This window comes from Cellulomonas endophytica (assembly GCF_004123805.1).
Taxonomy (GTDB): domain Bacteria; phylum Actinomycetota; class Actinomycetes; order Actinomycetales; family Cellulomonadaceae; genus Cellulomonas; species Cellulomonas endophytica.
Genome location: NZ_RWJX01000019.1, coordinates 1 through 25,865, shown reverse-complemented (window position 1 = coordinate 25,865; position 25,865 = coordinate 1). Strand labels below are relative to the sequence as shown.

Here is a 25,865-nt window from a genome sequence, read left to right as displayed (position 1 = left end):
TGAACACGTTCAAGAACACGTTCGAGGAGCCCGATGACCGGCAGCACGCGCGACCTCGTCCGCGACACCGCCCTCCGCCTCTTCCGGGAGCACGGCTACGAGCGCACGACGATGCGCCGGGTCGCCACGGAGGCCGGGGTCGCCACCGGCATCGCGTACTACTACTTCCCCTCCAAGGGGCACCTCGTGCACGAGCTGTACCGGGAGGTCGTCGAGGACCACCACGCCCGGGCCGTCCCGCTGCTGGGCGACGGCGACGACGGCGACGACGGCGACGACGGCGGGGACCGTGCGGACCGTGGGGACCTGGCCGCCCGGCTGGGCGCGGTCCTGCACGCCGGCCTCGACGCCTTCGCGCCGTACCACGGCTTCGGCGCGGAGTTCGTGACGGTCGCCCTGCGGCCCGGCTCGGGCGCGAGCCCCTTCTCGGAGGCCTCGGGGCAGGCGCGCGAGCGGGCCCTCGACCTGCTCCGCCGGACGGTCGACGGCGCGCGGCCCGCGGTGCCGCGGCGGCTGCGGGCCGACCTGCCCGAGCTGCTCTGGCTCGCCGAGCTCGGGGTCCTCCTCCACTGGGTGCACGACGCCTCGCCCGGGCAGGCGCGCACGCGGGCCCTCGTCGACCGCGCGGTGCCCCTGCTGGCCCGGCTCGTCGGGCTGGCGCGGCTGCCCGTGCTGCGCGGGCCCGTGGACGACCTGCTCGCCCTCGTCGCGGCGGCCCGCCCGTGAGCCCGGCCGCCCGGGTGGTCGTGGACCTCGTCGTCGCGCTCGGGCTCGTCGTGCTCCTGCCGCTGGGCCTGCGGCTGCTCGGCGGCGTGCCGCGCCTGCGGTGGTGGCCGGTCGTCGGGGCCGCCGGGGCCGCCTCCCTCGCCCTCCCGCGCGGGCCGGTCGCCGTCGCCCTGGCCGCGCTGTACGCGGCGGCCACGCTCGTGCTGCTCGGCCTGGGCGTGCGGCGCGCGGCCCGGTGGTGCCGGACCCGGCGGGCGGGTCCCGCACCGACGACGGCGGTGCACGAGCTGGCCGCCCTCACCGCCCTGGGCACCCCGCTGGCCGGCGCCACGGCGCTCGTCGCGGAGCGGGCCGGCACGGAGCTGTTCGGCTTCTCCCTGGGGATCCTGGCGCTCACCGTGCCGCACCTGCACGTCGCCGGGTTCGCCGCCGCGCTCGTCGCGGGGCTCGTCGGACGCCTGGTGCAGGACGGGGCGGCCGGCCGACGGGCCCAGGTCGCCGCCGCGACGGTCCCCGCCGGCACGCTCCTCGTGCTCGTCGGGTACTTCCTCGGCGACGCCGCCGAGCTCGTGGGCGCCGTGGTCCTCACCGCCGGCATGTGGCTCGTCGCGCACCTCGTCTGGACGCGGGTGCTCCCCGCCGTGCGCACGGGCGGGCTCGGCGCGGGACGGGGCCGCGCGGTCGAGCGCCTGGCCGCACCCCTGCTGGGCACGAGCGCGCTCGTCCTCGTCGTCACGATGGCCCTGGCCCTCGTCTGGGCCGTCGGGGAGGCGACCGGGTGGCCGCACCCGTCGCTGTCGTGGATGGTGGCGACGCACGGCCTGGCGAACGCGCTGGGCTTCGGGCTCTGCGGGCTCGTCGGGTGGCGCCTCGTCGCCGGGGAGAGGGTGCTGTGAGCCTCACGTACGACGCCGTCGGAGCCACCCGCGCCGGCACCCCGCCCGCCGGGCACCGCCGCCTCGGCGTGCGGCACCGCCTCGGGCCCGGGACCGCGGCCGACCTCGCCCGCGTCGGCGAGGACCTGCTCGCCTGGCGGGTCCACGCAGCCGCGGGGGTCCGGCTGCGCACGGGCGCCCCGCGCGCAGCCCCGGGCGTGGACGTCGAGGCCCTGCTGGGCCTCGGCCGCGCCCGCGTCCCGGCGCCGTGCACGGTGGTGTGGACCGTGGCCGACGCGCGACGGGTCGGCTTCGCCTACGGCACCCGACCCGGGCACGTGTTCTCCGGCGAGGAGGCCTTCGTCGTCGAGCGCGACGCCGCGGGTGACCTGTGGTTCGTCGTGCGCGCCTTCAGCCGGCCGGTGCACCCGCTGACCCGGGCGCTCGGCCCCGCCGTGCCGGTCGGCCAGCGGGCGTTCGTCGCGCTCCTGGCGCTCGGCGCCCGGCGCCGGCTGCGGCGCGGGCGGGCGGCGTAGGGCCGGTCCGACCGCGCCGCCGCGGCGTCACGCGGGGTCGAGAGCCACCCAGCGCACCCCGTGCGGGGGCACGTGCGCCTCGAGCTCCCCGCCGACGAGCGCGAGCCCGCCCTCCGGCGCGTCCTGCGTCCCCGCCCACAGATCCGTGAGCGCCCACGGGCGCGCCCCGGCCCCGGTGCCGACGACCGTCGCCACGGGCACGCGCACCGTGCGGGCGGTCGGACCGGTCCAGACGAGCGCCCCGTAGGCCCGGTCGGTCGTCGCCGACCGCGCCGCCCAGACGACCAGCTCCCCGTCCTCGACCGGCTCGCGAACGACCTCGGCACCGTCGGTGCTGCCGTTCAGCACCTCCGGCACCGCCGGCGCGGTGAGCAGGCCGAACGTCGCCTCGTCGGTGGAGGGCAGGTCCGCGCCGAGCATGAGCGGCGAGCGCGCCATGCACCACAGGGTCAGCAGGGTGCGCTGCTCGTCCCACGTGAGGCTGCTGTCCCTCGGCTCCCCCCGCTCGGCCCGCAGCCCGATCCGGCCCAGCGGCAGCATGTCGGCGTCCGCCCAGCCCCCGGGCCGCTGGAACGGCGCCCACCGCGCGAGCCGGGCGAGCTGGGCGTGGACGTCCTCCCACCGGTCCCACAGGTCGTCGGAGATGCGCCACATCTGGGCGGTGACCCGCAGGTGGTCCACGTGCCGGGTCGACAGGTGCGTGCCCGGCGACAGCGACAGCACGATCGGGCGGCCGCTGCGCTCGATCGCCCGGCTGTAGGCGGCGATCTCCCGCTCGTAGAACGGCGCCTGCATGTCGTCCACCTTGAGCAGGTCCACGCCCCACGCGGCCAGCTGCGCGACCTGCGCGTCGTACCAGGCCTGGGCGCCGGGGTGGCCGTGGTCGAGGCCGAGGTTGTCGGGGTTCCACGCGCACACGTGGTCGGGGTCGGCGATCTGCGACGCCGTCCAGGACGTGCCCTCGACGGGCAGGTCCAGCTCCACCGCGCGGCGCGGGATGCCCCGCATGACGTGCACGCCGAACTTCAGCCCCAGCGCGTGGACCCGCTCCGCCAGCGGGGCGAAACCGGCGCCGCCGGCAGCCGAGGGGAAGCGGTTCGTCGCGGGGAGCTGACGGCCGAAGCCGTCGAGCTCGACCGGGGCGCCGTCGTTGTAGCCGTGGGCGCGGGCGGTCGGGTCGTACCAGGCGATGTCGACGACGACCGTGTCCCAGCCCTGCGGCAGGAGCCGCTCCGCCAGCACGCGCGCGTTGGCGAGCACCTCCTCCTCGGTGACCGTGGTGCCGTAGCAGTCCCAGCTGTTCCACCCCATGGGCGGCGTGCTCGCGAGCACCTCAGCCCCTCCCCTCGTCGTCGTCCTGCTCGTCCCGGTCGTCCTGCTGCTCCTCGGCCGTCGTCGCCACCGGCCAGCCCTCGTCGTCCCACGCCAGGACCCGCAGGCCCAGCGTCGCCGCGCCCGAGCGCGTCCCGTCGTAGACGTGGTGGGCCAGGACGCCGCCGCTGACGGACTGCCCGCCGGGGCCGATCGCGTCCCCGCGGGTGAGGAGCACGTCCTCGCTCGCCCCGTCCGCCATCCGCCGGCCCTCGCGGTCGACGTAGGGGCCGGTGACCTCGCGGGACCGGCCCACCCCGATGCTGTAGGTGGAGTCGACGCCGCGGCAGCACGTGTCGCGCGAGACGAAGAGGTGGAACCAGCCGTCGTGGGCGACGACCTGCGGCCCCTCGATCGAGTTCACGGCATCGCCCCGGATCGCCAGCCGGACGGGGTCCGCCGCCGGGTCGACCGGCTTCCCGTCGGGCCACGCGAGCTCGAGGAGGTGGATGCCGCCCCAGAAGGAGCCGAACGCCATCCACGGCGTGCCGTCCGCGTCCTCGACGAGGGAGGGGTCGATGGCATTCCAGTCGTCGACGGGTCCCGAGCTCCACACCTCGCCGCGGTCCGTCCAGGCGTAGGCGGGGTCGTCGGGGTCGAGGGTCGGGCTCGTCGCCAGGCCGATGACCGAGGTGTTCTTCCCGAAGGTGGACGCCGACCAGTACAGGTACCAGAGACCGTCGTGCTCCCAGACCGCCGGGGCCCAGAAGTTCGACACGGTCGGGATGCGCTCGTAGACCCAGCGCGGGCGCGTCTCCTCGTCCCAGACGGTGCCGACCGGCTCCCAGGTGAGGCCCGCGTCGAGCGAGCGGCGGACCTGCGGGGCGCCGTAGCCCACGCGCAGGTCCCCGGTGGAGAACACGTACCAGGGCTCGCCCTCCTCGCCGACGACGAGCGCCGGGTCGTGGACGGCCAGGTCGCCCGTCGCGGGGACCACGGTGGCCGCCGGCTCGCGGACCCCGCCGCCGTCCGACCCGCCGGAGGGCCCTGCGAAGGGGCCCGCGTCGGCGAGCGCGAGCCCCGCCACCGCGCCGCCGGCGACCACGAGCGCCAGGGCGGCCGCGGCGGTGGCGCGCACGGTCCGCCGCCGGGCCGCCCCCGTCACAGCGCGAGCCGCAGGACGCTCCACGACACGGGGGGCACCGTCCCGGAGAGGCGGCCGTCGGCCACCGCGACCGTGCCGTTGGGCTGCGGCCGGACGGAGGTGTCGTCGTCCGCGGACGCGGTCCACGTGTGGTCGGGGTTGCTCAGCGACGTCGCCTCGACCAGGCGCAGGCCCGGGACGGAGCGCAGGTCCACGTCGAGCGCGACGGGGTCCGTCGTCGAGCGGTTGACGACGAAGACCGCCAGGGCGCCGGCCTCCGCGTCCCAGGTGGCGACCGCGTCGACGAGCGGCACGTCGCCGAAGCGGGCCGTCTCGTACGTCGGCGCCTCGACGGCGACCCGCAGCACCTCGCCCGCCGCGTGCTGCGAGGCCTGGGCGAAGGGGTGGAAGGTCGTCTGGCGCCACAGCCGGCCGCCGGGCTCGGTCATCATCGGCGCGATGACGTTGACGAGCTGCGCCAGCGAGGCGGCGTGGACGCGGTCCGTGTTGCGCAGCAGGGAGATGAGCAGGTTCCCGACGACGACCGCGTCCGCCACGTTGTAGCGGTCCTCGAGCAGCACGGGCGCCACGGGCCAGTCCGCGCCCGTCGGCGGCCGGGACTCGGCGCGCTTCTGGTACCAGACGTTCCACTCGTCGAAGGAGATGTGGATGCGCTTGGACAGCTTCTTGTGCGCGCGCACCGTGTCGGCGGCGGACGACACGGAGGAGATGAAGTGGTCCATGTCCACCGCGGAGGCGAGGAAGGAGCCGAGGTCGCCGTCCTCCTCCGCGTAGTACGCGTGCGCGGAGATGTGGTCGACGAACTCGTAGGTCTCGTCGAGGACCTCGCGCTCCCAGGCGCCGAACGTCGGCATCGCGCTCGACGACGAGCCGCAGGCGACGAGCTCGAGGTCGGGGTCGATCATCCGCATGGCGCGCGCGGTCTCCGCGGCGAGGCGGCCGTACTCGTGGGCCGTCTTGTGGCCGATCTGCCACGGGCCGTCCATCTCGTTGCCCAGGCACCACATGCGGATGTCGTAGGGCTCGGGGGCGCCGTTGCGGCGGCGCAGGTCGGACCAGTAGGTGCCGCCGCGCACGTTGCAGTACTCGAGCAGGTCGAGGGCCTCCTGCACGCCGCGGGTGCCCAGGTTCACCGCCATCATCGGCTCCGTGCCGGACTTCGCCGTCCACCGCAGGAACTCGTCGACGCCGACGAGGTTCGGGTCCGTGGAGTGCCAGGCCAGGTCGAGGCGCGCCGGCCGCTCGTCGCGCGGGCCGATGCCGTCCTCCCAGCGGTAGCCCGAGACGAAGTTGCCGCCCGGGTAGCGCACCGTGGAGATGCCGAGCTCCTTCGTCAGCGCGATGACGTCGCCGCGGAAGCCGTCCGCGTCGGCCGTCGGGTGCTCCGGGTCGTGGATGCCCGTGTAGACGCAGCGGCCCAGGTGCTCGACGAAGGACCCGAACGTACGTCGGCGGACGGGCCCGACGCGGAACGCCGGGTCGATGGTCAGACGGACGGCGGCCATGGGTCCTCCAGGACGGGGTCGGTGCGGCCCGCGTGCACGAGGTACGGGGGCGGCGCGCGAGAGGGGACGAGGCGACCGCGCCGGTCGCTACATCGTTGTAACGCCACAGTCGCACGGTCCGCGCGAGGGCGTCAACCACCGCCCGTCGACCACCGCCGGCTGCGGGCGAGGTCGGCCGGCCCGGGCTCAGGCCCCGGCGCCGAGGGTCGAGGCGCGCGCCACCAGCGCGAAGTCCGCCACGACCCGCCGGGGCGGGCCGGGGTCCTCGCCCCCGGCCGCCACGCGGGCCAGCACGAGGTCCACCGCGGTCCGGGCGATCTGGTCACGCCCCGGAGCGATCGTGCTCAGGGTGGGCGAGGAGAAGGCCGTCTCCTCCACGTCGTCGAACCCGATGACCGCGATCCGCCCGGGCACGTCGACGCGGCGGTCGTGCAGCGCGTGCAGCGCCCCGAGCGCCAGGGCGTCGTTGAGCCCGAAGATCGCGTCGACCTCGACGCCCTCGTCGAGCAGGGCGGACGTCGCCTCGGCGCCCGTGGAGCGGTGCCACAGCCCCGCCTCGCGGACGAGCTCGGGACGCACGGGCAGGCCCGCCGCCGCCAGGGCCTCGCGGTAGCCCTGCACGCGCAGGGCCGCGCTGCCGACGCTCTCCCCGGGGTGGGCGCCGACCACGGCGATGCGCCGTCGGCCCAGGTCGAGCAGGTGCTGGGTCGCGGCCCGGGCGGCCGCCACGTTGTCCATCGTCACGTGGTCGGCCGGGGCGTCGAACACCCGCTCGCCGAGGAGCACGAGCGGGTAGTCGACCGCGAACGCCTCGAGGTCCCCGGGCCCGAGCTCCAGGGGCGAGAAGATGAGCCCGTCCGTGAACTGGCGCCGCGGCCCGCGCAGCACCTCGAGCTCGCGCTCGCGCACCGACCCCGTCTGCTCGACGACGACGGTGACGCCGCGGGCCTCCGCGGCGCGGATGACGGAGTCCGCGAGCTCGGCGAAGTACGGCAGGGACAGCTCGGGCACCGCGAGCCCGACGAGGTCCGTGCGGCCCCGGCGCAGGTTCCGGGCCGAGACGTTCATCTGGTAGCCCAGGTCGGCGATCGCCGCCTCGACCCGGTCCCGCGTGGCAGGGCGGATGTACGGGTACCCGTTGAGGACGTTCGAGACCGTCTTGATGGAGACGCCGGCGCGGGCCGCGACGTCGTGCATCGTCACGGCGGCGGCCCGGCGGCCTCCCGCCCGGGCGCCCGGCGCGGCGGCGGTCGTCACGGGGCGACCTTACGACGTCGTAGGACGCTCGGGCGACGAGCCCGTCGGGCCCCGGTCCGCCGGGGCCCGGGGGCCGTGCGTCGGACCCCGCCCACCCGGGGCGCCCGGGCAGCACGACGGGCCCGGCAGCGGTGCTGCCGGGCCCGTCGCGGGGGTCACTTCTTGTTGCGGCGCTGGTGGCGCGTCTTGCGCAGGAGCTTGCGGTGCTTCTTCTTGGCCATCCGCTTGCGGCGCTTCTTGATGACGGAGCCCATGGGCGTGTCCTCGCTCGATCCGGGGACGGTCGCGACGGGCCGTCCGGTTGCTGACGTGGCGGCCGGCGTGCGTGTCGTCGACGCGGGCGCGCCGGGCCGGCGCACGCCGACAGGTCCGAGGGGCCACCCTACGCGATGCGCGGGCCCCGGCGCGACGGCCTTACGACGAGAGGCGTCCGGCGGCCCGGGTCCCGCCGTCCTCGGGGCGCGCCGCGGGCGAGGTCGCGAGGAAGCGCTCGAGCGCGTCCTGGGGCACGCGGAACGAGCGGCCGACCCGCACGCCGGGCATCTCCCCCGCGTGCAGCAGGCGGTACACGGTCATCTTGGAGACCCGCATGGTCTCCGCGACCTCCTGCACCGTGAGGAACCGCGTGCGCGCCGGACCGTCCCCGGTGCGGGCGTCTGCGGGTTCGTCCATGGGGGCCATCCTCGTCCGGGCCGGGTCCACCGGCATCCGCGCGGCCCGCGTCCGGGTGCGCAGGCGACACAGTAGTGGGACGGGGCCTCCCGTGGGGGCGCGACCGGCGCGGCCGTCAGTCGAGGTCGACGTCGAGGCCGAGGGCGGGGAACACCGCGGTCCGGGTGGCCCGGACGGCCCGGTCGAGGTCGTCCGCGGGGTCCCAGCCGCGCGACCACGGCACGACCGCGACGAGGGGCCCGTCGCCCATGCGCGTCGGGGCGGCGTGGCCCGTGCGCTCCTCGACGCGCGTGCGCCACGGCTCGGGCACGGCGGCGGTCGTGCCGACGGGGTGGTGGGCCGCCACCCCGACGAGGTGCGCCCACACCCGCGGCACGGCGTCGAGCACCGCGTAGCCGCCGCCGCCCAGCGCCACCCACCGGCCGTCGCACAGCTCGTGCGCCAGGTCGTGCAGCCGCTCGGCGGCGGCCCGCAGGCCCTCGACCGTCAGGCGCAGGTGGCTCAGGGGGTCGGCGCGGTGGGCGTCGCAGCCGTGCTGCGTGACGAGCACCTGCGGGTCGAACGCGCGCAGGACGGCGGGGACCACGGCGTCGAAGGCGCGCAGCCACCCCGCGTCGTCCGTGCGCGCCGGCAGGGCCAGGTTCACCGCCGACCCCTCGGCCCCGGCGCCGCCGGTCTCGGTCGCGTGGCCCGTCCCCGGGAACAGGCCGACGCCCGTCTCGTGCACCGACACCGTGAGCACCCGCGGGTCGTCCCAGAAGACGGCCTGCACGCCGTCGCCGTGGTGGGCGTCGACGTCCACGTAGGCCACCCGCTCGGCGCCGGCGTCCAGCAGCTCCCGCACCGCCACCGCCGCGTCGTTGTAGACGCAGAAGCCCGACGCCGCGCCCGGCATCGCGTGGTGCAGCCCGCCCGCGACGTTGACCGCGTGCGCGACCTCGCCGTCCCAGACCGCGCGCGCGGCGACGAGCGAGGCGCCCACCGCCCGGGCGGACGCCTCGTGCATGCCGGGGAACACGGGGTTGTCCTCCGTGCCCAGGCCCCGGGCGAGGTCCGTGACGCCCTCGGCGTCCGCGCGCCGGACCGCCGCCACGTAGGCGGGCTCGTGGACGGTCGTGAGCACCGCGTCGTCGACGGGGTCGGCGCCGACGACCTCGACGCCGGGCGCCGTGAGCAGCCCCAGGGCGTCGACGAGGCGCAGGGTGAGGTCGAGCCGCTCGGGCGTCATGGGGTGCCCGTGCCCGAAGTCGTAGCCGAGCATCTCCGGCGACCACACGACGCGCACCGTCGCGCCCCGTCCGCCCTCGCCCGCTCGCACGAGCCACACCGTTGCACCCCGTCGCGCCGGTGTCGACCGAGCGGTGCGGCGGGCGGTGCGGCGGGCGGCGCGGACCAGCCGCCCGGGCGCGCCCCGGGGCGTCCCGGCGCGTCCCGGGCGCGGACGCGGCAGGATGGCGCGGGTCCCGCCCGGGGGCCGCGGGTCGAGGCAGGGAGGCGCACGCGTGGACACCGCCCAGCTCGCCATGCCCCGCCGCTCGCGCGACTTCCTCGACCGGGCGGCCCGCCACTCCCCCGCCCGGCTCGCGATCGGCGTCTTCGCCTCCGTCATCGGCCTGGTGACGCTCGGCCTGTGGGGGCCGTGGGCGACGGTGTCCGGGGAGCGGCCGCTCTTCGTCGACGCGCTGTTCACCGCCACCTCCGCGACCACGGTCACGGGGCTCGTCGTCGTCCCGACCGGCGAGTACTGGTCCGTGCTCGGCCTCGTCGTCATCCTCGTCGCGATCAAGATCGGCGGCCTCGGCGTCATGACGCTCGCCTCGATCCTCGGGGCCGCCGTGTCCCGGCGCATCGGGCTGACGCAGCGGCTGCTCGTGCAGTCCGAGACGAAGTTCACGCGGCTGGGCGAGGTCGGCTCGCTCGTGCGGACCGTCGTGCTCACGTCGACCGTGCTCGAGGCGTCCATCGCGCTCGTGCTGTTCCCCCGGTTCGTCATCGACGGCGAGGGCGTCGGGACCGCCGCCTGGCACGCCGTCTTCTACGGGGTCTCGGCCTTCAACAACGCCGGGTTCGTGCCCACGGCCGAGGGCCTGGTCCCCTACGGTTCGGACTGGTGGGTGCTGCTGCCCATCATCGTCGGGGTCTTCATCGGGTCCCTGGGCTTCCCCGTGCTGCTCGACGTGCTGCGCCGCCTGCGCGAGCCGCGGCGCTGGTCCCTGCACTCCAAGCTCACCATCACGACGAGCGCGGCCCTCGTGGTGGTCGGTGCGGTGCTCGTCGCGGCGTTCGAGTGGACGAACCCCGGGACCTTCAAGCCGCTCGACGCCGCGGGCACGTTCCTGGCCTCGCTCTTCGCCGGGGTCATGCCGCGCTCCGGCGGCTTCTCGACCGTCGACGTCGGCGAGATGCACGAGGGCACCTGGCTGCTCATGGACGCCCTCATGTTCGTCGGGGGCGGCTCGGCGTCGACGGCCGGCGGCATCAAGGTGACGACGCTGGCGGTCATGCTCCTGGCGATCGTCGCGGAGGCCCGCGGCGACCGGGACGTCGAGGCGTTCCGCCGGCGCATCCCGCGCACCGCCCTCCAGGTCGCCATCGCCGTCTCGCTCGTCTCGGCGACGATCGTGCTCGTCTCGTCGCTGCTGCTGCTGGCGATCACGGGCTACACGCTCGACATCGTGCTCTTCGAGGTCATCTCCGCCTTCGCCACCTGCGGCCTGTCGACGCAGGAGCCCGGCGGCTGGCCCGACCCCGCGAAGTACGTGCTCACCGTGCTGATGTTCGTCGGCCGGACGGGCACGATGACCCTCGCGGCGGCGCTCGCGCTGCGCAGCCGCCGCCGCGTCATCCGCTACCCCGAGGAGAGGCCGATCATTGGCTGACACCGACCGCCCCCGCGTCCGCGGTCTGCGCGGCCTGCGCGAGGCCCGGGAGGGCCGCGAGCCGGCCCGCCCCCGGGACCGCGGCACCGGACGCGAGGAGGCGCCCGCCGGCGGCGGCGTGCTCGTCATCGGCCTGGGCCGCTTCGGCTCCGCGATCGCCGAGACCCTCGAGGGCCTCGGCCGCGACGTCCTCGCGGTCGAGCGCCAGCCCGACCTCATCGCGCAGTGGTCGGGGCGCCTGCCCCTCGTCGAGGCCGACGCGACGAACCCCGACGCCCTCGAGCAGCTCGGCGCGCGGGACTTCCCCACCGCCGTCGTGGGGGTGGGCTCCTACCTCGAGGCGAGCGTGCTCATCACGGGCAACCTCGTCGACATCGGCGTCCCCCAGATCTGGGCGAAGGCGATCTCCAACGAGCACGCCCGGATCCTGCGGCGCATCGGCGCGCACCACGTGGTCCTGCCCGAGGCCGACGCCGGCGCGCGGGTGGCGCACCTCGTCTCGGGGCGGATGCTCGACTACATCGAGGTCGAGGACGGCTTCACCGTGGTGAAGATGCGCCCGCCGAAGGAGACGCAGGGCTTCACGATCGCCCAGTCGAAGATCCGCGAGCGGTACGGCGTCACGGTCATCGGCGTGAAGAGCCCGGGCGTCGACTTCGTGTACGCCGTGCCCGAGACCCGGATCTCCGCCAACGACCTGCTCATCGTCTCCGGCAACGCCGACCTCCTCGAGCGCTTCGCTGCCCGCCCGTAGCGGGCCGTCGCCGGCGTCACCACCCGCGGCCGCCCGCCGTCACCCCTGCGTCACCCGTCCGGCCCCTCATGCCGGTCGCCGGGGGGCCGATCGGCGGGAGGGGCACCCGTCCGGGGCGCCGACAGCCGAGGGGGTGCCGTGGTCGAGCTCGTCGACGTCGGCGTCCCCACCCCCGTCCGCACCACGCCGGCGGCGCTGCCCGCGCCGTCCGCGCCGGCCCAGCCGCCCGCGCCGCCGGTGGCGGACCCGCGCTGGCGCGCGGCGCTCGACGCCGTGCTGCGCGAGCCCGCCCGCCTGCGGCTGCACCCGCAGCCCCTCGTCGAGCTCACCACGGGCCTCGTGACCGGCTACGAGATGCTCTCCCGGTTCGAGGGGCCCTGGCGCGCCGCGCCCGACGTCTGGTTCGAGGCCGCCGAGCGCTGGGGCCACAACGCCACGCTCCAGGCGCACGTGCTGCGCACGGCGCTCGACGCCCGCGCGGACCTGCCGCCCGACACGTTCCTCACGGTGAACCTCGACCCGCACCTGCTCGGCGAGGGTCCCGTGCGGGAGGTGCTCGAGGGCACGGGCGACCTCGCCCGCACCGTGCTCGAGCTGACGGAGCACAGCCAGATGGTCGACCCCGTCGTCGCCGACCGCGTCCTGGAGCACGTGCGCGGCGCCGGCGGCCTCCTCGCGATCGACGACGTCGGCACGGGCTACGCCGGCCTGGAGCAGATGCTCCGGCTGCGCCCCGACATCCTCAAGCTCGACCGGGTGCTCATCACCGGCGTCGACGCCGACCCCGTCAAGCGCTCCCTCGTCGAGCTGCTCGGCGACCTCGCCGGCCGCATGGACGCCTGGATCCTCGGCGAGGGCATCGAGACGCGCGAGGAGCTCGAGACGCTCATCGGGCTCGGCGTGCCGCTCGGGCAGGGGTGGGTCCTCGCCCGGCCCCAGCCGACGATGCTGCGCGCGCTGCCCCTGGAGCTCATCGCCCACATCCGCCGCACCTCCGCCCGGCGGTCCCTGCGCGACCACGTCGTGAGCCTCCTGCGGCCCGCGCGGGTCGTGGCCGCCGGGCGCGAGGACGGCGACGTGCGCCTCGACGCCCGCGGCATGGTCGCGGACGTCCGCGGGATCGCCGGCACGTGGGCGCCCGCCACCACCGTCGCCCCGCGCGAGGGCGTCCCGGAGGTGCTCCGCCGGGCGCTCGCCCGGTCCGGCCCCCACCGGTACGACCCGCTCGTCTGCACCGACGACGAGGGCCGCGTGCTCGGCGTGCTGCCCCTCGACGTCCTCGTCGAGGCCCTGGCGGACCGCCGCGCGAGCGCCTGACCCCACGTCCGCACCACCGACGCACCACCGGCACCACCCCCCGGCGCTCCGCCACCACCCGAGAGAGAGGCACACCCCCATGAAGGCTTTCCGTTGCGGCGACGTCGTCCCCGGCTGCGGCCGCGCGTTCCGAGGCACCGAGGAGGAGATCCTCGGCGAGGTCGCCGCGCACGCCACGCACGACCACGGGCTCGTCGAGATCCCCGCGGAGCTCGTCGCGCAGGTGCGCCGCTCGCTCGTCGACGCCTGACGCCCCTCGTCCCACGACGACGCCCCCGGTCCCGCGCGTGCGGGGCCGGGGGCGTCGTCGGTGGGGGGGTCCTGCCCCGCCGGGTCAGAGCGCCTGGGCGATCCGGTGGTAGACGGAGTTCCAGCGCACGGCGTCGCGGAAGCCGCGGCGGGTCGTCGCCTCGTCGATGACGAGCAGCTCCACGCCCGACATGTCCGCGAACATCTCCCACGCCTCGATGCCGACGGCCGTGGACATCGCCGTGTGGTGCGCTCCGCCCGCGGTGAGCCAGCACTCCGCGGAGGTGGAGAAGTCGGGGCGGGGCTGCCAGACGGCGCGCGCGACGGGCAGGTGCGGCAGGTCGGCGGGCGGCACGACGACGTCGACGACGTTCGCCGTGAGGCGGAACCGGTCGCGCATGTCGGACAGCGCGACGACGACGCCGGTGCCCGCGTCCGCGTTGAACACCATGCGGACCGGGTCCTCCTTGCCGCCGATGCCGAGCGGGTGGATCTCCACGCGCGGCTTCGCGGTCGTCAGGGAGGGGCAGACCTCGAGCATGTGGGCGCCGAGGATGAGCTCCGCGCCGGGCGTGAGGTCGTAGGTGTAGTCCTCCATGAGGGAGGCGCCGCCGGGCAGGCCCGCGCCCATGACCTTCGCGGCGCGCACGAGGACGGCCGTCTTCCAGTCGCCCTCGGCGCCGAAGCCGTAGCCCTTCGCCATGAGTCGCTGGACGGCCAGGCCCGGGAGCTGGCGCAGGTCGCCGAGGTCCTCGAACGTCGTCGTGAACGCCTTCGCGCCCACCTGCGTGAGGAACCCCTCCAGCGCGATCTCCTGGCGGGCCGCGTAGCGCAGGCTCTCGTGACGGGCGCCGCCGGCCCGCAGCTCGTCGGCCACGTCGTAGAGGTCCTCGTACTCGGCGACGAGCGCGTCGACCGCCGCGTCCTCGACGGCCTCGACCGCCGCGACGAGCTCGTTGACGCCCCAGGTGTTCACCTGGACGCCGAAGCGGACCTCCGCCTCCGTCTTGTCGCCCTCCGTGACGGCGACGTAGCGCATGTTGTCGCCGAACCGGGCCAGGCGCAGGTTCCGGGTGGCGTCGACGCCGGCCGCGGCGCGGACCCAGGTGCCCACGCGCGCCTGGACGGCCGGGTGCGAGGCGTGCCCGACGACCGTGGTCCGGGAGACCCCGAGCCGCGACAGGATGTACCCGTACTCGCGGTCGCCGTGGGCGGCCTGGTTGAGGTTCATGAAGTCGAAGTCGATGGAGTCCCACGGCAGCTCGACGTTCGCCTGCGTGTGCAGGTGCAGCAGCGGCTTGCGGAGCTGGTCCACGCCCCGGATCCACATCTTGGCCGGGGAGAACGTGTGCATCCACGTGATCACCCCGAGCACGGCGTCGTCGGCGTTCGCGTCCAGCACCGCGCGGCGGATGGCCTCGGAGTCCTTGAGGACGGGCTTCCACACGATCCGCGCGTGGACGGCGTCGGAGCCGTCGAGCAGCGCCGCGACCGCCTGCGACTGCTCCGCGACCTGGCGGAGCGTCTCCTCCCCGTAGAGGTCCTGGCTCCCGGTGAGGAACCAGATCTCCTTCTCGGCGTAGGCCTTGCTCATCGTGCGTCCTCCGGGGTGGTGTCGGTGCTGCTCGAGGTGGTGCTGCTGGTGCTGCCGGGCGCGGCGACGGCCGTCAGCGGCGCGCGCGAGGCGCCGCCCTGGCCGTAGACGTACTGGTACCGCTCGTAGAGGGCGTCGACGTCGGCCTGCGGGATCGGGACGAGCTCGCCGAGCTGGCGGCTGACGTGCACCGTGCGGGCGACCTCCTCGACCATGACCGCGGCCTTGACGGCGTCCTTCGCGTCGCGGCCGATGGTGAACGGCCCGTGGTTCTGCATGAGGACGGCGCGCGAGCGGCCGCCGCCGAGCGTGGCGACGATGCCCTGCCCGATGGAGTCGTCGCCGATGAGGGCGAACGGGCCGATCGGGATCGGCCCGCCGAACTCGTCGGCCATCATCGTCAGCACGCAGGGGACGGGCTCGGCGCGCGCCGCCCACGCCGTGGCGTAGGTGGAGTGCGTGTGCACGACCCCGCCGACCTCGGGCATGTGCGCGTAGGTGTACGCGTGCGCGGCGGTGTCGCTGGAGGGCTGGCGGTCGCCCTCGACGAGGGTCCCCTCCAGGTCGCACACGACCATCGCCTCGGGCGTCAGCTCGTCGTACGTCACGCCCGAGGGCTTGATGACGAGGAGGTCGCCGCTGGCGTGCCGGATGCGCTGGGACACGTTGCCCGCCGTCCACACGACGAGCTCCCACCGCGGCAGCTCCGCGTGCAGGCGGGCGACGACCTCGCGGGTGCGCGCCACCTCGGCGCGGAACGTCCTGTCCCAGGTGGTGGGGTCCGTGCTGATCACGGTGCTGGTGCTCACGTGCCGGGCCTCGCTTCTCGTCGGGTGGTGCGGTCGTGCCGGGGAGGTCAGAGCGCCCGCGCGGCGGCGCGCTCGACCGCCAGGCCGGCGGTCCAGCGCTCGAGGTAGGCGGCGAACCCGGCCGCGTCGGCGGGGTCGGGCTCGACGACGACGGTCTCCGCCGTGGCGAACACCGTGCGCGCGAGCCAGTCGCCCAGGTCCGCGCCGCCGCCGTGCGCGCGGAAGGACGCGAGCAGGGCCATGCCCCACGGGCCGCCCTCCCCCGCGCCGCTGCCGACCGCCACGGGCGTGCCGACGGCCGCGGCGAGCAGCCGCTGGGCCACGCCCGCGGTGCGGAAGAGCCCGCCGTGCGCGAGCAGGGTGTCGAGCGCGACGCCCTCGTCGGCGAGCACGCGCATGCCGAGCGCGAGCGTGGCGAAGACGCCGTAGACCTGGGTGCGCGCGAAGTTCGCCAGCGTCAGCCGGCTGTCGGGCGTGCGCACGACGAGCGGGCGGCCCTCGGCGAGCCCCGTCACGGGCTCGCCCGAGAGGTAGTTGTAGGCGACGAGGCCACCGCCGTCGGCGTCGCCCTCCAGCGCGGCGCGCAGCAGCGCCCCGAAGACCTCGTCGGGAGGCGTCGCGAGCCCCAGCGCGCCGGCGAACTGGCCGAACAGCTCCGCCCAGGCGCCGAGCTCGCTCGCCCCGTTGTTGCAGTGCACCATCGCGACGAGGTCGCCCGCCGGGGTGGTCACGAGGTCGACCTCGCCGTGCACCTGCGACAGCGGCCGCTCGAGGACCGCCATCGCGAACACCGACGTGCCGACGCTGACGTTGCCCGTGCGGCGCGCGACCGCGTTCGTGGCCACCATGCCCGTGCCCGCGTCGCCCTCCGGCGGGGCGACGGAGGCACCCGGGGCCAGGGTGCCGCTCGGGTCGAGGAACGCCGCCCCCTCGGGCGTGAGCGTGCCCGCGTCCTGCCCGGCGACGAGCACCTGCGGCAGCAGCGCGGTGACGCTGAGCCCGGTGCGGGAGGCGACGAGGCTCTCCACGCGCGCCAGGCGGTCGGCGTCGTAGTCGCGCGTGGCCGGGTCGATCGGGAACATGCCGGACGCGTCGCCCACGCCGAGCACGTGGCGGCCGGTGAGCAGCCGGTGGACGTAGCCGGCCAGGGTCGTGACCGAGGCGATCCGGGCGAGGTGCGGCTCCTCGTCGAGGACCGCCTGGTACAGGTGCGCGATCGACCAGCGCAGCGGGATGTTGTACCCGAGCAGCTCGGTGAGCTCGGTCGCCGCGCGCTCCGTGCTGGTGTTGCGCCAGGTGCGGAAGGGCACCAGCAGCTCGCCGTCGGCGTCGAACGCCAGGTAGCCGTGCATCATCGCCGAGACGCCGAGGGCGGCGAACGTCGTGGGACGCACGCCGTGGCGCCCCTGGGCGTCGGCGAGCACGTCGGCGACGCACGCCCTCAGGCCGTCGCGCACCGCGTCGAGGGAGTAGGTCCAGACCCGGTCCACGTACTGGTTCTCCCAGTCGTGGCTGCCGCTCGCCAGCGGGGTGCCGTCGGGGGCCACGAGGCTGGCCTTGATGCGGGTGGACCCGAGCTCGATGCCGAGCACGGCGCCGCCGGAGGCGAGGAGGGCGGACGCGTCGGCGGCGTCGGGGCCGGCGGGGCGGGGGGCGGGGTCGGACGTGGTCATGCGGAGGCTCTCCATCGCGTCGTCGCGGCACGGCGGCCCGGCCGGGTCGCGACCATGTTAGCGCTCACACGGGCCGGGGTAAAGCCCGGCGGGCACGCCGCCCACCGCGCTCGGCGGCGTGGCCGCCGGGCGGCTCACACCTCGGCCGCGGTGCGCTCGAGGTGCGCGCGCACGGCCGCGTTGCGCTCCGCCGCCGCCGCCGCGAGCAGGGCGGCACGGGCCTGCGGGCCGCGGCCGGCCGACGCCAGGAGGTGGCCCCGCACCGCGAGCGCCTGACGCCGGGCGGCCCCCGCCAGCGGCGCGGCCGCCTCGAGCGCGTCGAGGTCCCGGAGCGCCCGCTCGGGCCCGGCGGCCGTCCGCGCGAGGGCGACGAGCCGGGCCAGCGCCGCGGCCGGGCTCGGCCACCGGGCCAGCAGGCCGTCGTAGAGCAGGACCACGCGGTCCCAGTCCGTGCGCTCCCACGAGGGCGCGACGGTGTGCAGGCCGGCGATGCCCGCCAGCAGCCCGTACCGGCCCCCGCCCTCCAGCCCCCGTGCCGCGAGGACGAGCCCGCGCGTCGTCAGCGCCCGGTCCCAGCGCCGGCGGTCGGCGTGCTCGAGCGTGACGAGGTCGCCGCCGTCGAGGACCCGCACCCCCGCCCGCGCCTCCGTCAGCAGCAGCACGCCGCGCAGGCCGGCGATCTCGGCCTCGTCGGGCCAGAGGCGGTGCACGGCGGCGGCGAGCTCGAGGGCCGCCCGCCGGGTGGCGGCGTCCCCGAGGGCGGTGCCGGAGGGCGCCGTGTGGCCCGTCGTGTAGAGCAGGTGGACCGTGTCGAGCAGGTCGGGCAGGCGCGCGTCCCGCTCGGCGGCGTCGGCGGGCGGCGCCAGGCGCAGGCCCGAGCGCTGGAGCCGCCGCTTCGCGCGGGTGAGCCGGGCGCTGAGCGCCGCGTGCTCGACGAGGAGCACGTCCGCGAGGTCCGCCGTGGGCACGCCCAGCACGAACCGCAGCGACAGCGCCAGCCGGTCCGCCGGCGGCAGGTCGGGGTGGCACGCCAGCAGCAGGAGGCCGAGGCGGTCGTCGCCGCCGGGGGCGACGAGCGCGGGGTCCTCGTCGTCCCCGGTGCCCGTCGCCCCCGCGGGGGTGCCGTCGCCGGCCGCCGCGGGGTTCCCGGGACCGGCCGCCTCGACGAGGTGGGCGCCGAGCACCGGCAGCCGACGGCGCAGGGAGGCGTCGCGGCGGACGGCGTCGACGACCACCCGGCGCGCGACCGTGAGCAGCCACGCCTCCGGGTGGTCGGGACGCTCCCCCGGGGGCAGGGCCGCCGCCCGGGCGAACGCCTCGGCGAGCGCGTCCTCCGCGAGCTCGACGCCGCCCGTCCACCGGATGAGCGTGGCCAGGAGCCGCGGCCACGCCTCGCGGTGCACCGTCGCCAGGTCGCGCGGCGCGGCCGGCCCCGGCGGCGGCCCTCCCCCGGCCGCCGCCGTCGTCGCCGCCGCCGTCGTCGGTCCGCTCGTCGTCAGGCGGGACCCCCCGCGGGGACCGCCGCGGGCTCCGCGACCGCACCGGCGCCCGCGTCCGTGCCGTCGCCCGCCAGGTCGAGGCAGGGCACGAGGAGCAGGTGGCCCCACGTCGGGCACAGGGCCGCGAGCTGGCGGGCCTGCGCCGCGTCCGTCACCTCGAGCTTGTAGTAGCCGGTGACGAACTCCTTCGTCTCCGCGAAGGGGCCGTCGGTGTGCACGGCGGGACGGTCCGCCGTGGCGGGGTCGATGCGGACGTGCCGCTTCGAGCCGTCCAGCGCCGCGCCGTCGAGGATCCGCGCGCCCGCCGCGACGACGGCCGCCTCGAACGCCTCGAACGCCTGCATCACCTCGGTCCACTCCTGCGGCCCCACGTCCGCCGGGTCCCAGTCGGGCTCGACGATGAGGATCATGTAGGTCTCGGCCATGGTGCTGTCCCTCCGTGGGGCCGCCGCGGCGGCGCTGGTGTGATCGTGCACCAGGGGGACGGACGGCGGGAGGGGTTTTCGACACCTCGGACCGACGGACCACCCGCGGGTCGGGGCCGCCGGCAGCAGGGCCCGTCCGGGCCGGGCGTGCGGCCTCAGGACGGGCGGTGCGAGGACGCGCGCACGACGAGCTGCGGCGTGAGCACCACGTCCGCGGGGTCGCCACCGGCGAGGGCCGCGGTCAGCGTCTCCAGCGCCGCGCGCCCGAGCGCCGCGAAGTCCTGGCGCACGGTCGTCAGCGGCGGCGAGTAGAAGGCGGCGCCGGGCTCGTCGTCGAACCCCACGACCGCCACGTCCTCGGGCACGCGCACCCCGGCCTCGGCGAGGGCCCGCAGCAGCCCGAGGGCGAGCTGGTCGTTCGCGGCGAACACGGCGCTCGGCACGCCCTCGTCGAGGAGGCGGCGCCCCGCGGCGTACCCGTCGGCGGCGTCCCAGCCGCTCGTGATCGGCGCCCGTGTGCGCACGCCCGCCACGGCGCAGGCCTCGCGCCACCCGGCGACGCGGTCCTGGGCGTCGAACCAGTCCTGCGGGCCGGCGAGGTGGACGACCTCACGGTGACCGGCGGCCAGCAGGTGCTCCGTGGCCAGCCGCGCGCCCTCCTGCTGCCCCACGGCCACCGCGTGCACCCCGACCGGCCGCGGGCCGCCCTGCAGCCCCGCCACCCACGACGAGACGAGGAGCACCGGCACCGACGCCCGCACGTGCTCGAGGACGGCCGCGACGCCGACGGTGGGCGCCACGACGACGACCGCCTCGACCCCGACGTCGAGCAGGCGGTCCAGGGCGTGCCCGATCGAGGCCTCGTCGCCCCGGCGCAGCGTGGCGACGGTGACCACGTAGCCCGCGGCCCGGGCGGCGTCCTCCAGCTCGAGCAGCGTGCTCGTCGGCCCGTAGTCCGTGCCGCCGACGGTGATGGCGCCGAGCACGCCGCTGCGCCGGGTGACGAGGGCGCGCGCGGCGCTGTTGCGGCGGTAGCCCAGCGCGTCGATCGCCGCCAGCACCCGCTCGCGCGTGCCGGGCAGGACGCTGGGGTGGGCGTTGACGACGCGGCTGACGGTCTGGTGCGAGACGCCGGCGCGGGCGGCGACGTCCGCCATGGAGGGCGGGCGCGGCTCGGCGGGCGGCCGGGGCGGGGCGCCGTCGTCGCGGTCGTCACGCACGGGCGCCCCCGCGTCGGGCCGGTCCACCACGGTACCGCTCAGGCGCCCGCGGCGAGCTCGCGCGAGCGGTCGCGCGCGGCCTCCGCGGCCGCGAGGACGGCGGCGCGCACGCCGTGGGCGTCGAGCTGCCGGACGGCCGCGACCGTCGTGCCGCCCGGGGAGGAGACGCGCTCGCGCAGGACGACGGGGTGCTCGCCGCTCTCCCGCGCCAGCGCCGCGGAGCCCTCGACCGTCGCCACGGCGAGCGTGCGCGCGAGGTCGCGGGGCAGGCCGAGCAGCACGCCCGCCTCCGCCATGGCGTCGATGAGGTAGAACGCGTACGCCGGGCCGGAGCCGGAGATCGCCGTGACCGCGTCGAGGTCCTTCTCCCGCACCCGGACGACGAGCCCCGTCGCCGCCAGGACCCGCTCCGTGAGGGCCAGGTGCGCCTCGTCGGCGGACGTCCCCGGGGCGATGGCGCTCGCGCCGTGGCCGACGACCGCCGGCGTGTTCGGCATGACCCGGACCACGGGCGTCCCCGGCGGCAGCCGGCGCTCGTACGCCGCGACCGGCACGCCCGCCGCGACGCTGACGACGAGCGCCCCCGGGGCCAGCACGGGCGCCACCCCGTCGAGGACCGCGGCCACCACGTCGGGCTTCACCGCGACGAGGACCACGTCCGCGCCGGTGACGGCCTCGGCGTTCCCGGCCGTCGTCGCGACGCCGTGCTGCCGGGCCAGCTCCTCGCGGCGCCCCGGCGCGCGCTCGGCGACGACGACGTCCGCGGCCGCCCAGCCCCCGCGCAGGAGCGCCGCGACGAGCGTGCCGCCCATGACGCCGCCGCCCACCACCGCGACCCGGGGGGTCGTGCCGTCCTGCGCGCCCATGGTCGTCCGTCCCCTCGGGGCCCCGTCGGCCCGTCCGGCCGGAGCCTACCGGCGGGCCAGGCGGCGCCGGGTGCCCGTCCGAGCGGACGCCTGAGGGGACGCTGCAGCGGCGGGGCGACCCGCCGGACGGCGGGCCGGCCGCCACGGCGCGCCGCCGCGCCGGTGCAGCGTCCCTTCGTGCCGAGGGCTGCACCGGCGCGGTGGGCCGGGGTCGGGGGGGGCGGTGCTCAGCGGGCGATGGTGCGGCCCAGCTCCTGGGCCGTCGCGACGAGCTCCCGGGCCGCGGCGCGCACGCCCTCGAGCTCGGCCGTCGTGCGACGGCTGGCGTCGCCGACCTCGTCGATCGTCGCGGCGATCTCGCGACCGCCGTCGGCGGCGCGGGCGACGCTGGCCGCCATGGCGCTCGTCGTGGCGGTCTGCTCCTCGACGGCCCCCGCGATGGTCACCTGGTAGTCGTTGATGGACGTGATGATCGCGCCGATGTGCGTGATCTCCTGCGCGGCCTGCGAGGCGGCGGTCTGGATCGCGTCGACGCGCACGGCGATGTCGCCGGTCGCCCGGGCGGTCTCGCTCGCCAGCTCCTTGACCTCGCCGGCGACGACCGCGAAGCCCTTGCCGGCCTCCCCGGCCCGCGCGGCCTCGATCGTCGCGTTGAGCGCCAGCAGGTTCGTCTGCTCCGCGATGGCCGTGATGACCTTGACGACGCTGCCGATCTCCGCGGAGGACTCGGCGAGCAGGGCGACGGTGCGGTTCGTCGCCTCCGCCACGCTCACGGCCTCGCCGGCGACCCGTGCGGCGGACTGCGCGTTCTGCGCGATCTCGGTGATGGAGGCGCCCATCTCGTCGGTGCCGGTCGCGACGGTGTCGATGCCGCTGCTGACGTCGCGGGCCGCCGAGACGACCTGCGCGGTGCGCTGCTCGGCGCGCTCGGCCTCTCCCGTGACGACGTCGCTCGTCGCGACGAGCCGCTCCGCCGCCTGCTGGAGCCGCCCGACCGCGCCCTGGACGCCGTCGACGACCTCGGCGGACCGGTCGAGGTTCGCGTTGAGGGCGACCGCGAGCCGCTCGAGCTCCGTGCGGCCCTCGCCCTCGGGCAGGCGGGTGCGGCGGTCGCCGGACTCGAGCAGGGCCGTGGCGCCGCGCACCGGGCGGACGACGGACCGCGCGACGCCGAGCGCGACCGCGCCGACGCCGACGACCACGAGGAGGCCGACCAGGAGCAGCCGGACGACCTCGGCGGTCGCGGCGGTGCGCACGTCGTCGACGTAGGTCCCCGAGCCGACGACCCACCCCCACGGCTCGTACCCGGCGACGTAGGAGACCTTCGGCTGCGGGGCCTCCTCGCCCGGCTTGGGCCACTGGTAGGCGACGAAGCCGGAGCCGTCCGCCTCGACGACGCGGACGAACTCCTCGAAGAGGTGCAGCCCGTCGGGGTCCTCGATGCCCGACAGGTCGGTGCCGTCGAGCTCGGGCTTGACGGGGTGCACGACCATCGTCGGGCCGAGGTCGTTGATCCAGAAGTACTCCTCGCCGGAGTAGCGCAGGGTGCGGACGGTGTCGACGGCTGCCGCCTGGGCCTCCGCCTCCGTCAGGGCGCCGGAGGCGGCGAGGTCGCCGTAGCGGGCGACGACGCCGAGCGCGGTCTCGACGACCTGGCGCGTGGCGGCCTTCCGGTCCTCGAGGGCCGACGTGTACGCCTGGCGGGCGGCCACGCCGGTGACGGCCAGGACGCCGACGGCGACGGCGACGACGAGCAGGGCGAGCCGGGCGGTGAGGGACCGCAGGGCGGGTCGGGGCACGGTGGTCTCCGGTGACGTGGGTGTGCGGGTACGGCTGGTGCCGCCTCCTATCGGCCGCCCGGCGGGTCCTGTGAGCGGTCGACGGCCGGGTCGGCCTGCCGGTCGGCTCGGCCCGCCGGGACCCGTCCCGTCCCCCCTCGCCGCGCGTCGCGCAGCGCGCGACCACTCGCAAGGATCCTTTCGCAACACCTCTTGCGCAACGGTCGTTGCACTTCCTACGCTCGTGCCATGCCCCCCGCCCCCCGCGACCGGCTCGTCGTCTCCGACCCGGCCCGGGTCCGCGCCCTCGCGCACCCCGTCCGCCTCGACCTGCTCGCGCTCCTCGACGAGCGGGGCCGGGCGACCGCCACGGAGTGCGCGCAGGCGCTCGGCGAGACCGTGGCCAACTGCTCGTTCCACCTGCGCACGCTGGCGAAGGCCGGCTTCATCGAGCCCGACGCGGCCCAGGGGCGCGAGAAGCCGTGGCGGCCCGTCGCGAAGGAGCGGACGCTCGAGCCGGACGACGCCGACCCCGCCTCGACCCGCGCCCTCACGGAGGTCGCCGCCCTGGCGATGCTGCGCGAGGTCGAGCGCGTCCGGACGTTCCTCGACACCCACCCCGTCCGGCCGCCGGGGTGGCACGACACCATCACCGTGAACACGTCGGCCTTCTGGGCCACCGCGGACGAGATGCGCGCCCTCGTGCTCGAGATCCGCCACCTCACCGACCGCTTCGACGGCCGCGCCGCCGACCCGTCGACGCGACCCGAGGGAGCCCGGCTCGGCCGCCTCTTCGCCACCGTCAACCCCGACGACCTCTCCGACCTCCTCGACGGGGCCGCCCCCGCCCCGCGCCCCGACCCCTCCGCCGCTCCGGACCCGAGGTGAGCACGATGACCGCGCTGCCCGTCCCGCCCCGCACCCTCCGCCTGCCCGTCCTGCACCTGGGCCGCCTGCGCGGCGCCCTGGTCCTCGAGGTCGGCACCGTCCCGGCCGCCGCCGCCCGCCGGCGCGACCGCTCCGGCCTCCCGCGCTCCCCACGCCGCGGTGCCGACGCCGCCGCGCGGTACCGGACCGCCGCCGCCCGGATCGACGACGCGCGCACCGCCGCCCTCGCCGCCCGGCTCGGCGCCGGGGTGTGAGGGCCTCCGGCCCGCCGCTCAGACGCCGCCGGCGCTGACGAGCAGGGGGGCGAGCGCGTCCCAGCGCGCGATCTCGCAGCCGTCCGTGCGGGCGAACGTCACGTCGACGGCCCGGCCGCCCACCGTCCCCGTCACGGTGGCCCGCTGGGGGCCGTCGTACTGCTGGGTGCACACCGCGCCGCGTGGCGGCGGCTCCAGGGCCCCGGCACCCGCCGCGGCCAGGGCGGCGCACGCGCCCGCCGGGTCGGGGTGGTCCCCGCCGGCCGGGTCGCACGTGAGCGTCCACGTCCTTGGGGCGGTGCCCGCCCCCGTCTCGTCGAGCGCGACGACGAGGAGGGTGCCGGCGGCGCCCGGCGGGCTCGTGGGAGCCGGGGTCGGCGGCGCAGGGGTCGGTCGAGCAGGCGTCGGTGGGGCAAGGGTCGGTGGGGCCGGGACGCCGGGGCTCGGGTCCGGCGTGGGCGTGGCGCCGTCCGAGGCCCCGGGCGAGGGGACGGGCGCCGCGGACCGGCCCGCCGGCTCCGACGGCGGGGGCGCCCCCGGGCCGCCCGAGGCGCACGCCGCCACGAGCAGGAGCACCGCCGCGCCCACCAGCGGCACCGCGCGCCCCGTCCTGAGCCCCGTCCTGAGCCCCGTCCTGAGCCCCGTCCTGAGCCCCGTCCTGAGCCGCGTCCTGCCCCTCCGCCCCGCCATTTTGTCCCCCTGCCGTCGCGCGCCGGTCCCGCCGTCCGCCGCGGGCCCCACTCTCCTCTGTCGCGGCGGGGCCCACGCCTGCACCCGGCCGGCTACGGGAGGGCGACCTGCACCCGCCGCACCCGCCCCGCCTCCACGAGCAGCCCCCGCCCGACGGGCAGCTCGGCCCGCGCCGTGCGCGGCACCGGGGTGCGGAAGAGCGCCTCGCCGTCGCCGGGGTCGGGCTGCAGCACGAGCCCGCGGCGGCCCGAGCGGACCTCGGCCAGCAGCGGCCACGCCGACCCCCACGCCGCGGTCTCCGCCTCGGCGACGAGGAGGTGCCCCGCCCGACGCAGAGCCCGGACGAGGTCCGTGACGGGGTGCTCCGCCGCGGTGCCGAGGAGGTCTCCCACGTGCTCGACGACCACCGCCAGCCGCACGGGCGGACCGGCCGGCCCGCCCTCCCCCGGCGGGGCGAGCAGCACGCCGAGGTCCGCGAGCGCCGCGACGACGCCCCCGCCCGGGCCACCCGCGCCGTCCGTGCCCGTCACGAGCGCGCGGGCGACCGCTGCCACCGTCACCGGGTCCGTCGCGGACAGCGCCCAGGGGCCGGCCGCCGCGAGGGCCGTCGGCCGCGGCGCGAGGTGCACCAGCACCGTCGTGGGCGCCGCCCGGCGGAGGGCGCCGGCGAGCGCGAGCAGCGCCGTGCTGCGGCCGCTGCGCGCCGGCCCGGCGACGAGGAACGTGCCCGAGGCCTCGACACCCACCGCCTCGAGGGTGTCGTCGGCCACCCCGAGCACCGGGCGGCCCTCGACCTCGGCCGGCAGGTCCGCCGCCCGCACGAGGGTCGGCAGCCGCCGGACGGGCGGGGCCGGCGGGGCACCGGCGGCGCGCAGGGCCGCGGCCGCCGCGTCCACCGCGGCGGCCTGGGCGGCGGGGTCGGC

General features: G+C 77.1%; 25 protein-coding genes and 1 pseudogene. 9 read left to right on the top strand and 17 right to left on the bottom strand.

Features of this window, described 5'->3' with window-relative positions; all coding sequences use genetic code 11:
- Positions 1-33 precede the first annotated feature (33 nt).
- The 3 genes from EJA20_RS07890 to EJA20_RS07880 are packed head-to-tail and all read left to right on the top strand — an operon-like array spanning position 34 to position 2,137.
- Positions 34-726 (top strand): TetR family transcriptional regulator, encoded by a 693-nt coding sequence (locus EJA20_RS07890; protein ID WP_129337603.1) that lies wholly within the window; start codon positions 34-36, stop codon positions 724-726.
- Complete coding sequence (locus tag EJA20_RS07885; RefSeq protein WP_240675197.1) at positions 723-1,622, top strand: YndJ family protein; 900 nt, start codon at positions 723-725, stop codon at positions 1,620-1,622. The genes EJA20_RS07890 and EJA20_RS07885 overlap by 4 nt, the downstream gene beginning before the upstream one ends.
- The gene (locus EJA20_RS07880) at positions 1,619-2,137 is read left to right on the top strand and encodes a DUF1990 family protein (protein WP_129337602.1); all 519 of its coding nucleotides are present in this window, start codon (positions 1,619-1,621) and stop codon (positions 2,135-2,137) included. The genes EJA20_RS07885 and EJA20_RS07880 overlap by 4 nt, the downstream gene beginning before the upstream one ends.
- Positions 2,138-2,164: 27 nt before the next feature.
- Here EJA20_RS07880 and EJA20_RS07875 read toward each other — a convergent pair whose 3' ends face one another.
- The 7 genes from EJA20_RS07875 to EJA20_RS07845 form a co-directional block, all read right to left on the bottom strand.
- Entirely contained in the window at positions 2,165-3,469 is a 1,305-nt protein-coding gene (locus EJA20_RS07875) for an alpha-galactosidase (protein WP_420836416.1), read from the bottom strand.
- A gap of 1 nt (position 3,470) precedes the next feature.
- Entirely contained in the window at positions 3,471-4,613 is a 1,143-nt protein-coding gene (locus EJA20_RS07870) for an arabinan endo-1,5-alpha-L-arabinosidase (protein ID WP_240675196.1), read from the bottom strand.
- A complete protein-coding gene (gene arfA / locus EJA20_RS07865; RefSeq protein ID WP_129337601.1) occupies positions 4,610-6,118 on the bottom strand; it encodes an arabinosylfuranosidase ArfA in 1,509 nt (502 codons plus the stop codon). The genes EJA20_RS07870 and arfA overlap by 4 nt, the downstream gene beginning before the upstream one ends.
- Before the next feature lie 186 nt (positions 6,119-6,304).
- Positions 6,305-7,315, bottom strand: coding sequence for a LacI family DNA-binding transcriptional regulator (locus EJA20_RS07860; protein WP_129337636.1), 1,011 nt, complete (start codon positions 7,313-7,315; stop codon positions 6,305-6,307).
- 215 nt (positions 7,316-7,530) lie between these two features.
- The gene (locus EJA20_RS07855; RefSeq protein ID WP_003792170.1) at positions 7,531-7,629 is read right to left on the bottom strand and encodes a 30S ribosomal protein bS22; all 99 of its coding nucleotides are present in this window, start codon (positions 7,627-7,629) and stop codon (positions 7,531-7,533) included.
- 160 nt (positions 7,630-7,789) lie between these two features.
- The gene (locus EJA20_RS07850) at positions 7,790-8,047 is read right to left on the bottom strand and encodes a helix-turn-helix domain-containing protein (protein WP_129337600.1); all 258 of its coding nucleotides are present in this window, start codon (positions 8,045-8,047) and stop codon (positions 7,790-7,792) included.
- Positions 8,048-8,162: 115 nt separating this feature from the next.
- A complete protein-coding gene (locus EJA20_RS07845) occupies positions 8,163-9,308 on the bottom strand; it encodes an acetoin utilization protein AcuC (RefSeq protein WP_205687416.1) in 1,146 nt (381 codons plus the stop codon).
- Positions 9,309-9,570: 262 nt separating this feature from the next.
- On the opposite strand from EJA20_RS07845, the gene EJA20_RS07840 reads away from it, so the two are divergent.
- The 4 genes from EJA20_RS07840 (at position 9,571) to EJA20_RS07825 (ending at position 13,247) form a co-directional block, all read left to right on the top strand.
- A complete protein-coding gene (locus EJA20_RS07840) occupies positions 9,571-10,926 on the top strand; it encodes a TrkH family potassium uptake protein (RefSeq protein WP_129337635.1) in 1,356 nt (451 codons plus the stop codon).
- A gap of 118 nt (positions 10,927-11,044) precedes the next feature.
- Positions 11,045-11,680 (top strand): potassium channel family protein, encoded by a 636-nt coding sequence (locus tag EJA20_RS07835; RefSeq protein ID WP_240675202.1) that lies wholly within the window; start codon positions 11,045-11,047, stop codon positions 11,678-11,680.
- 138 nt (positions 11,681-11,818) lie between these two features.
- Positions 11,819-12,997, top strand: coding sequence for an EAL domain-containing protein (locus tag EJA20_RS07830; protein WP_129337598.1), 1,179 nt, complete (start codon positions 11,819-11,821; stop codon positions 12,995-12,997).
- Between the two features lie 79 nt (positions 12,998-13,076).
- A complete protein-coding gene (locus EJA20_RS07825) occupies positions 13,077-13,247 on the top strand; it encodes a DUF1059 domain-containing protein (protein ID WP_129337597.1) in 171 nt (56 codons plus the stop codon).
- Between the two features lie 84 nt (positions 13,248-13,331).
- Here the strand turns inward: EJA20_RS07825 and araA are convergent, their stop codons facing one another.
- The 8 genes from araA to EJA20_RS07785 form a co-directional block, all read right to left on the bottom strand.
- Complete coding sequence (gene araA, locus EJA20_RS07820) at positions 13,332-14,840, bottom strand: L-arabinose isomerase (RefSeq protein WP_129337596.1); 1,509 nt, start codon at positions 14,838-14,840, stop codon at positions 13,332-13,334.
- On the bottom strand, positions 14,837-15,631 hold the full coding sequence (locus tag EJA20_RS07815; RefSeq protein WP_129337633.1) for an L-ribulose-5-phosphate 4-epimerase: 795 nt from the start codon (positions 15,629-15,631) through the stop codon (positions 14,837-14,839). Before EJA20_RS07815 ends, araA begins: the two co-directional genes overlap by 4 nt.
- A 65-nt stretch (positions 15,632-15,696) precedes the next feature.
- A complete protein-coding gene (locus EJA20_RS07810; protein WP_129337595.1) occupies positions 15,697-17,322 on the bottom strand; it encodes a xylulokinase in 1,626 nt (541 codons plus the stop codon).
- Positions 17,323-17,456: 134 nt separating this feature from the next.
- Positions 17,457-18,725, bottom strand: a complete 1,269-nt coding sequence (locus EJA20_RS07805; RefSeq protein ID WP_164983883.1) for a DUF6596 domain-containing protein — start codon at positions 18,723-18,725, stop codon at positions 17,457-17,459.
- Positions 18,726-18,817: 92 nt separating this feature from the next.
- Positions 18,818-19,246 (bottom strand): YciI family protein, encoded by a 429-nt coding sequence (locus EJA20_RS07800; protein WP_129337593.1) that lies wholly within the window; start codon positions 19,244-19,246, stop codon positions 18,818-18,820.
- A 155-nt stretch (positions 19,247-19,401) separates the two neighbouring features.
- Positions 19,402-20,466 (bottom strand): LacI family DNA-binding transcriptional regulator, encoded by a 1,065-nt coding sequence (locus tag EJA20_RS07795; protein WP_338068811.1) that lies wholly within the window; start codon positions 20,464-20,466, stop codon positions 19,402-19,404.
- A 38-nt stretch (positions 20,467-20,504) separates the two neighbouring features.
- Positions 20,505-21,332 (bottom strand): pyrroline-5-carboxylate reductase, encoded by an 828-nt coding sequence (gene proC, locus EJA20_RS07790; protein ID WP_129337592.1) that lies wholly within the window; start codon positions 21,330-21,332, stop codon positions 20,505-20,507.
- A 227-nt stretch (positions 21,333-21,559) separates the two neighbouring features.
- On the bottom strand, positions 21,560-23,131 hold the full coding sequence (locus tag EJA20_RS07785) for a methyl-accepting chemotaxis protein (RefSeq protein ID WP_129337591.1): 1,572 nt from the start codon (positions 23,129-23,131) through the stop codon (positions 21,560-21,562).
- 228 nt (positions 23,132-23,359) lie between these two features.
- Here EJA20_RS07785 and EJA20_RS07780 point away from each other — a divergent pair, with 228 nt between their 5' ends.
- Entirely contained in the window at positions 23,360-23,998 is a 639-nt protein-coding gene (locus EJA20_RS07780) for an ArsR/SmtB family transcription factor (RefSeq protein WP_129337590.1), read from the top strand.
- 5 nt (positions 23,999-24,003) lie between these two features.
- Complete coding sequence (locus tag EJA20_RS07775) at positions 24,004-24,252, top strand: hypothetical protein (RefSeq protein ID WP_129337589.1); 249 nt, start codon at positions 24,004-24,006, stop codon at positions 24,250-24,252.
- A gap of 18 nt (positions 24,253-24,270) precedes the next feature.
- Here the strand turns inward: EJA20_RS07775 and EJA20_RS19080 are convergent, their stop codons facing one another.
- Both EJA20_RS19080 and EJA20_RS18640 read right to left on the bottom strand, forming a co-directional pair.
- Positions 24,271-24,849 carry an SSI family serine proteinase inhibitor gene (locus tag EJA20_RS19080; protein WP_240675195.1) on the bottom strand — a complete coding sequence of 193 codons (579 nt, stop codon included), beginning with the start codon at positions 24,847-24,849 and terminating at the stop codon, positions 24,271-24,273.
- 185 nt (positions 24,850-25,034) lie between these two features.
- Positions 25,035-25,865: pseudogene (locus tag EJA20_RS18640) on the bottom strand (hypothetical protein); the annotation flags it as partial.

Coding starts and splice junctions, on each gene's coding strand:
- EJA20_RS07860 (WP_129337636.1), bottom strand. CDS start 7,315: ATGCACGACGTCGCGGCCCGCGCCGGCGTCTCCATCAAGACGGTCTCG.
- EJA20_RS07810 (WP_129337595.1), bottom strand. CDS start 17,322: ATGACCACGTCCGACCCCGCCCCCCGCCCCGCCGGCCCCGACGCCGCC.
- EJA20_RS07825 (WP_129337597.1), top strand. CDS start 13,077: ATGAAGGCTTTCCGTTGCGGCGACGTCGTCCCCGGCTGCGGCCGCGCG.
- EJA20_RS07840 (WP_129337635.1), top strand. CDS start 9,571: ATGCCCCGCCGCTCGCGCGACTTCCTCGACCGGGCGGCCCGCCACTCC.
- proC (WP_129337592.1), bottom strand. CDS start 21,332: ATGGGCGCGCAGGACGGCACGACCCCCCGGGTCGCGGTGGTGGGCGGC.
- arfA (WP_129337601.1), bottom strand. CDS start 6,118: ATGGCCGCCGTCCGTCTGACCATCGACCCGGCGTTCCGCGTCGGGCCC.
- EJA20_RS07800 (WP_129337593.1), bottom strand. CDS start 19,246: ATGGCCGAGACCTACATGATCCTCATCGTCGAGCCCGACTGGGACCCG.
- EJA20_RS07845 (WP_205687416.1), bottom strand. CDS start 9,308: ATGCTCGGCTACGACTTCGGGCACGGGCACCCCATGACGCCCGAGCGG.
- EJA20_RS07780 (WP_129337590.1), top strand. CDS start 23,360: ATGCCCCCCGCCCCCCGCGACCGGCTCGTCGTCTCCGACCCGGCCCGG.
- araA (WP_129337596.1), bottom strand. CDS start 14,840: ATGAGCAAGGCCTACGCCGAGAAGGAGATCTGGTTCCTCACCGGGAGC.
- EJA20_RS07890 (WP_129337603.1), top strand. CDS start 34: ATGACCGGCAGCACGCGCGACCTCGTCCGCGACACCGCCCTCCGCCTC.
- EJA20_RS07855 (WP_003792170.1), bottom strand. CDS start 7,629: ATGGGCTCCGTCATCAAGAAGCGCCGCAAGCGGATGGCCAAGAAGAAG.
- EJA20_RS07775 (WP_129337589.1), top strand. CDS start 24,004: ATGACCGCGCTGCCCGTCCCGCCCCGCACCCTCCGCCTGCCCGTCCTG.
- EJA20_RS07850 (WP_129337600.1), bottom strand. CDS start 8,047: ATGGACGAACCCGCAGACGCCCGCACCGGGGACGGTCCGGCGCGCACG.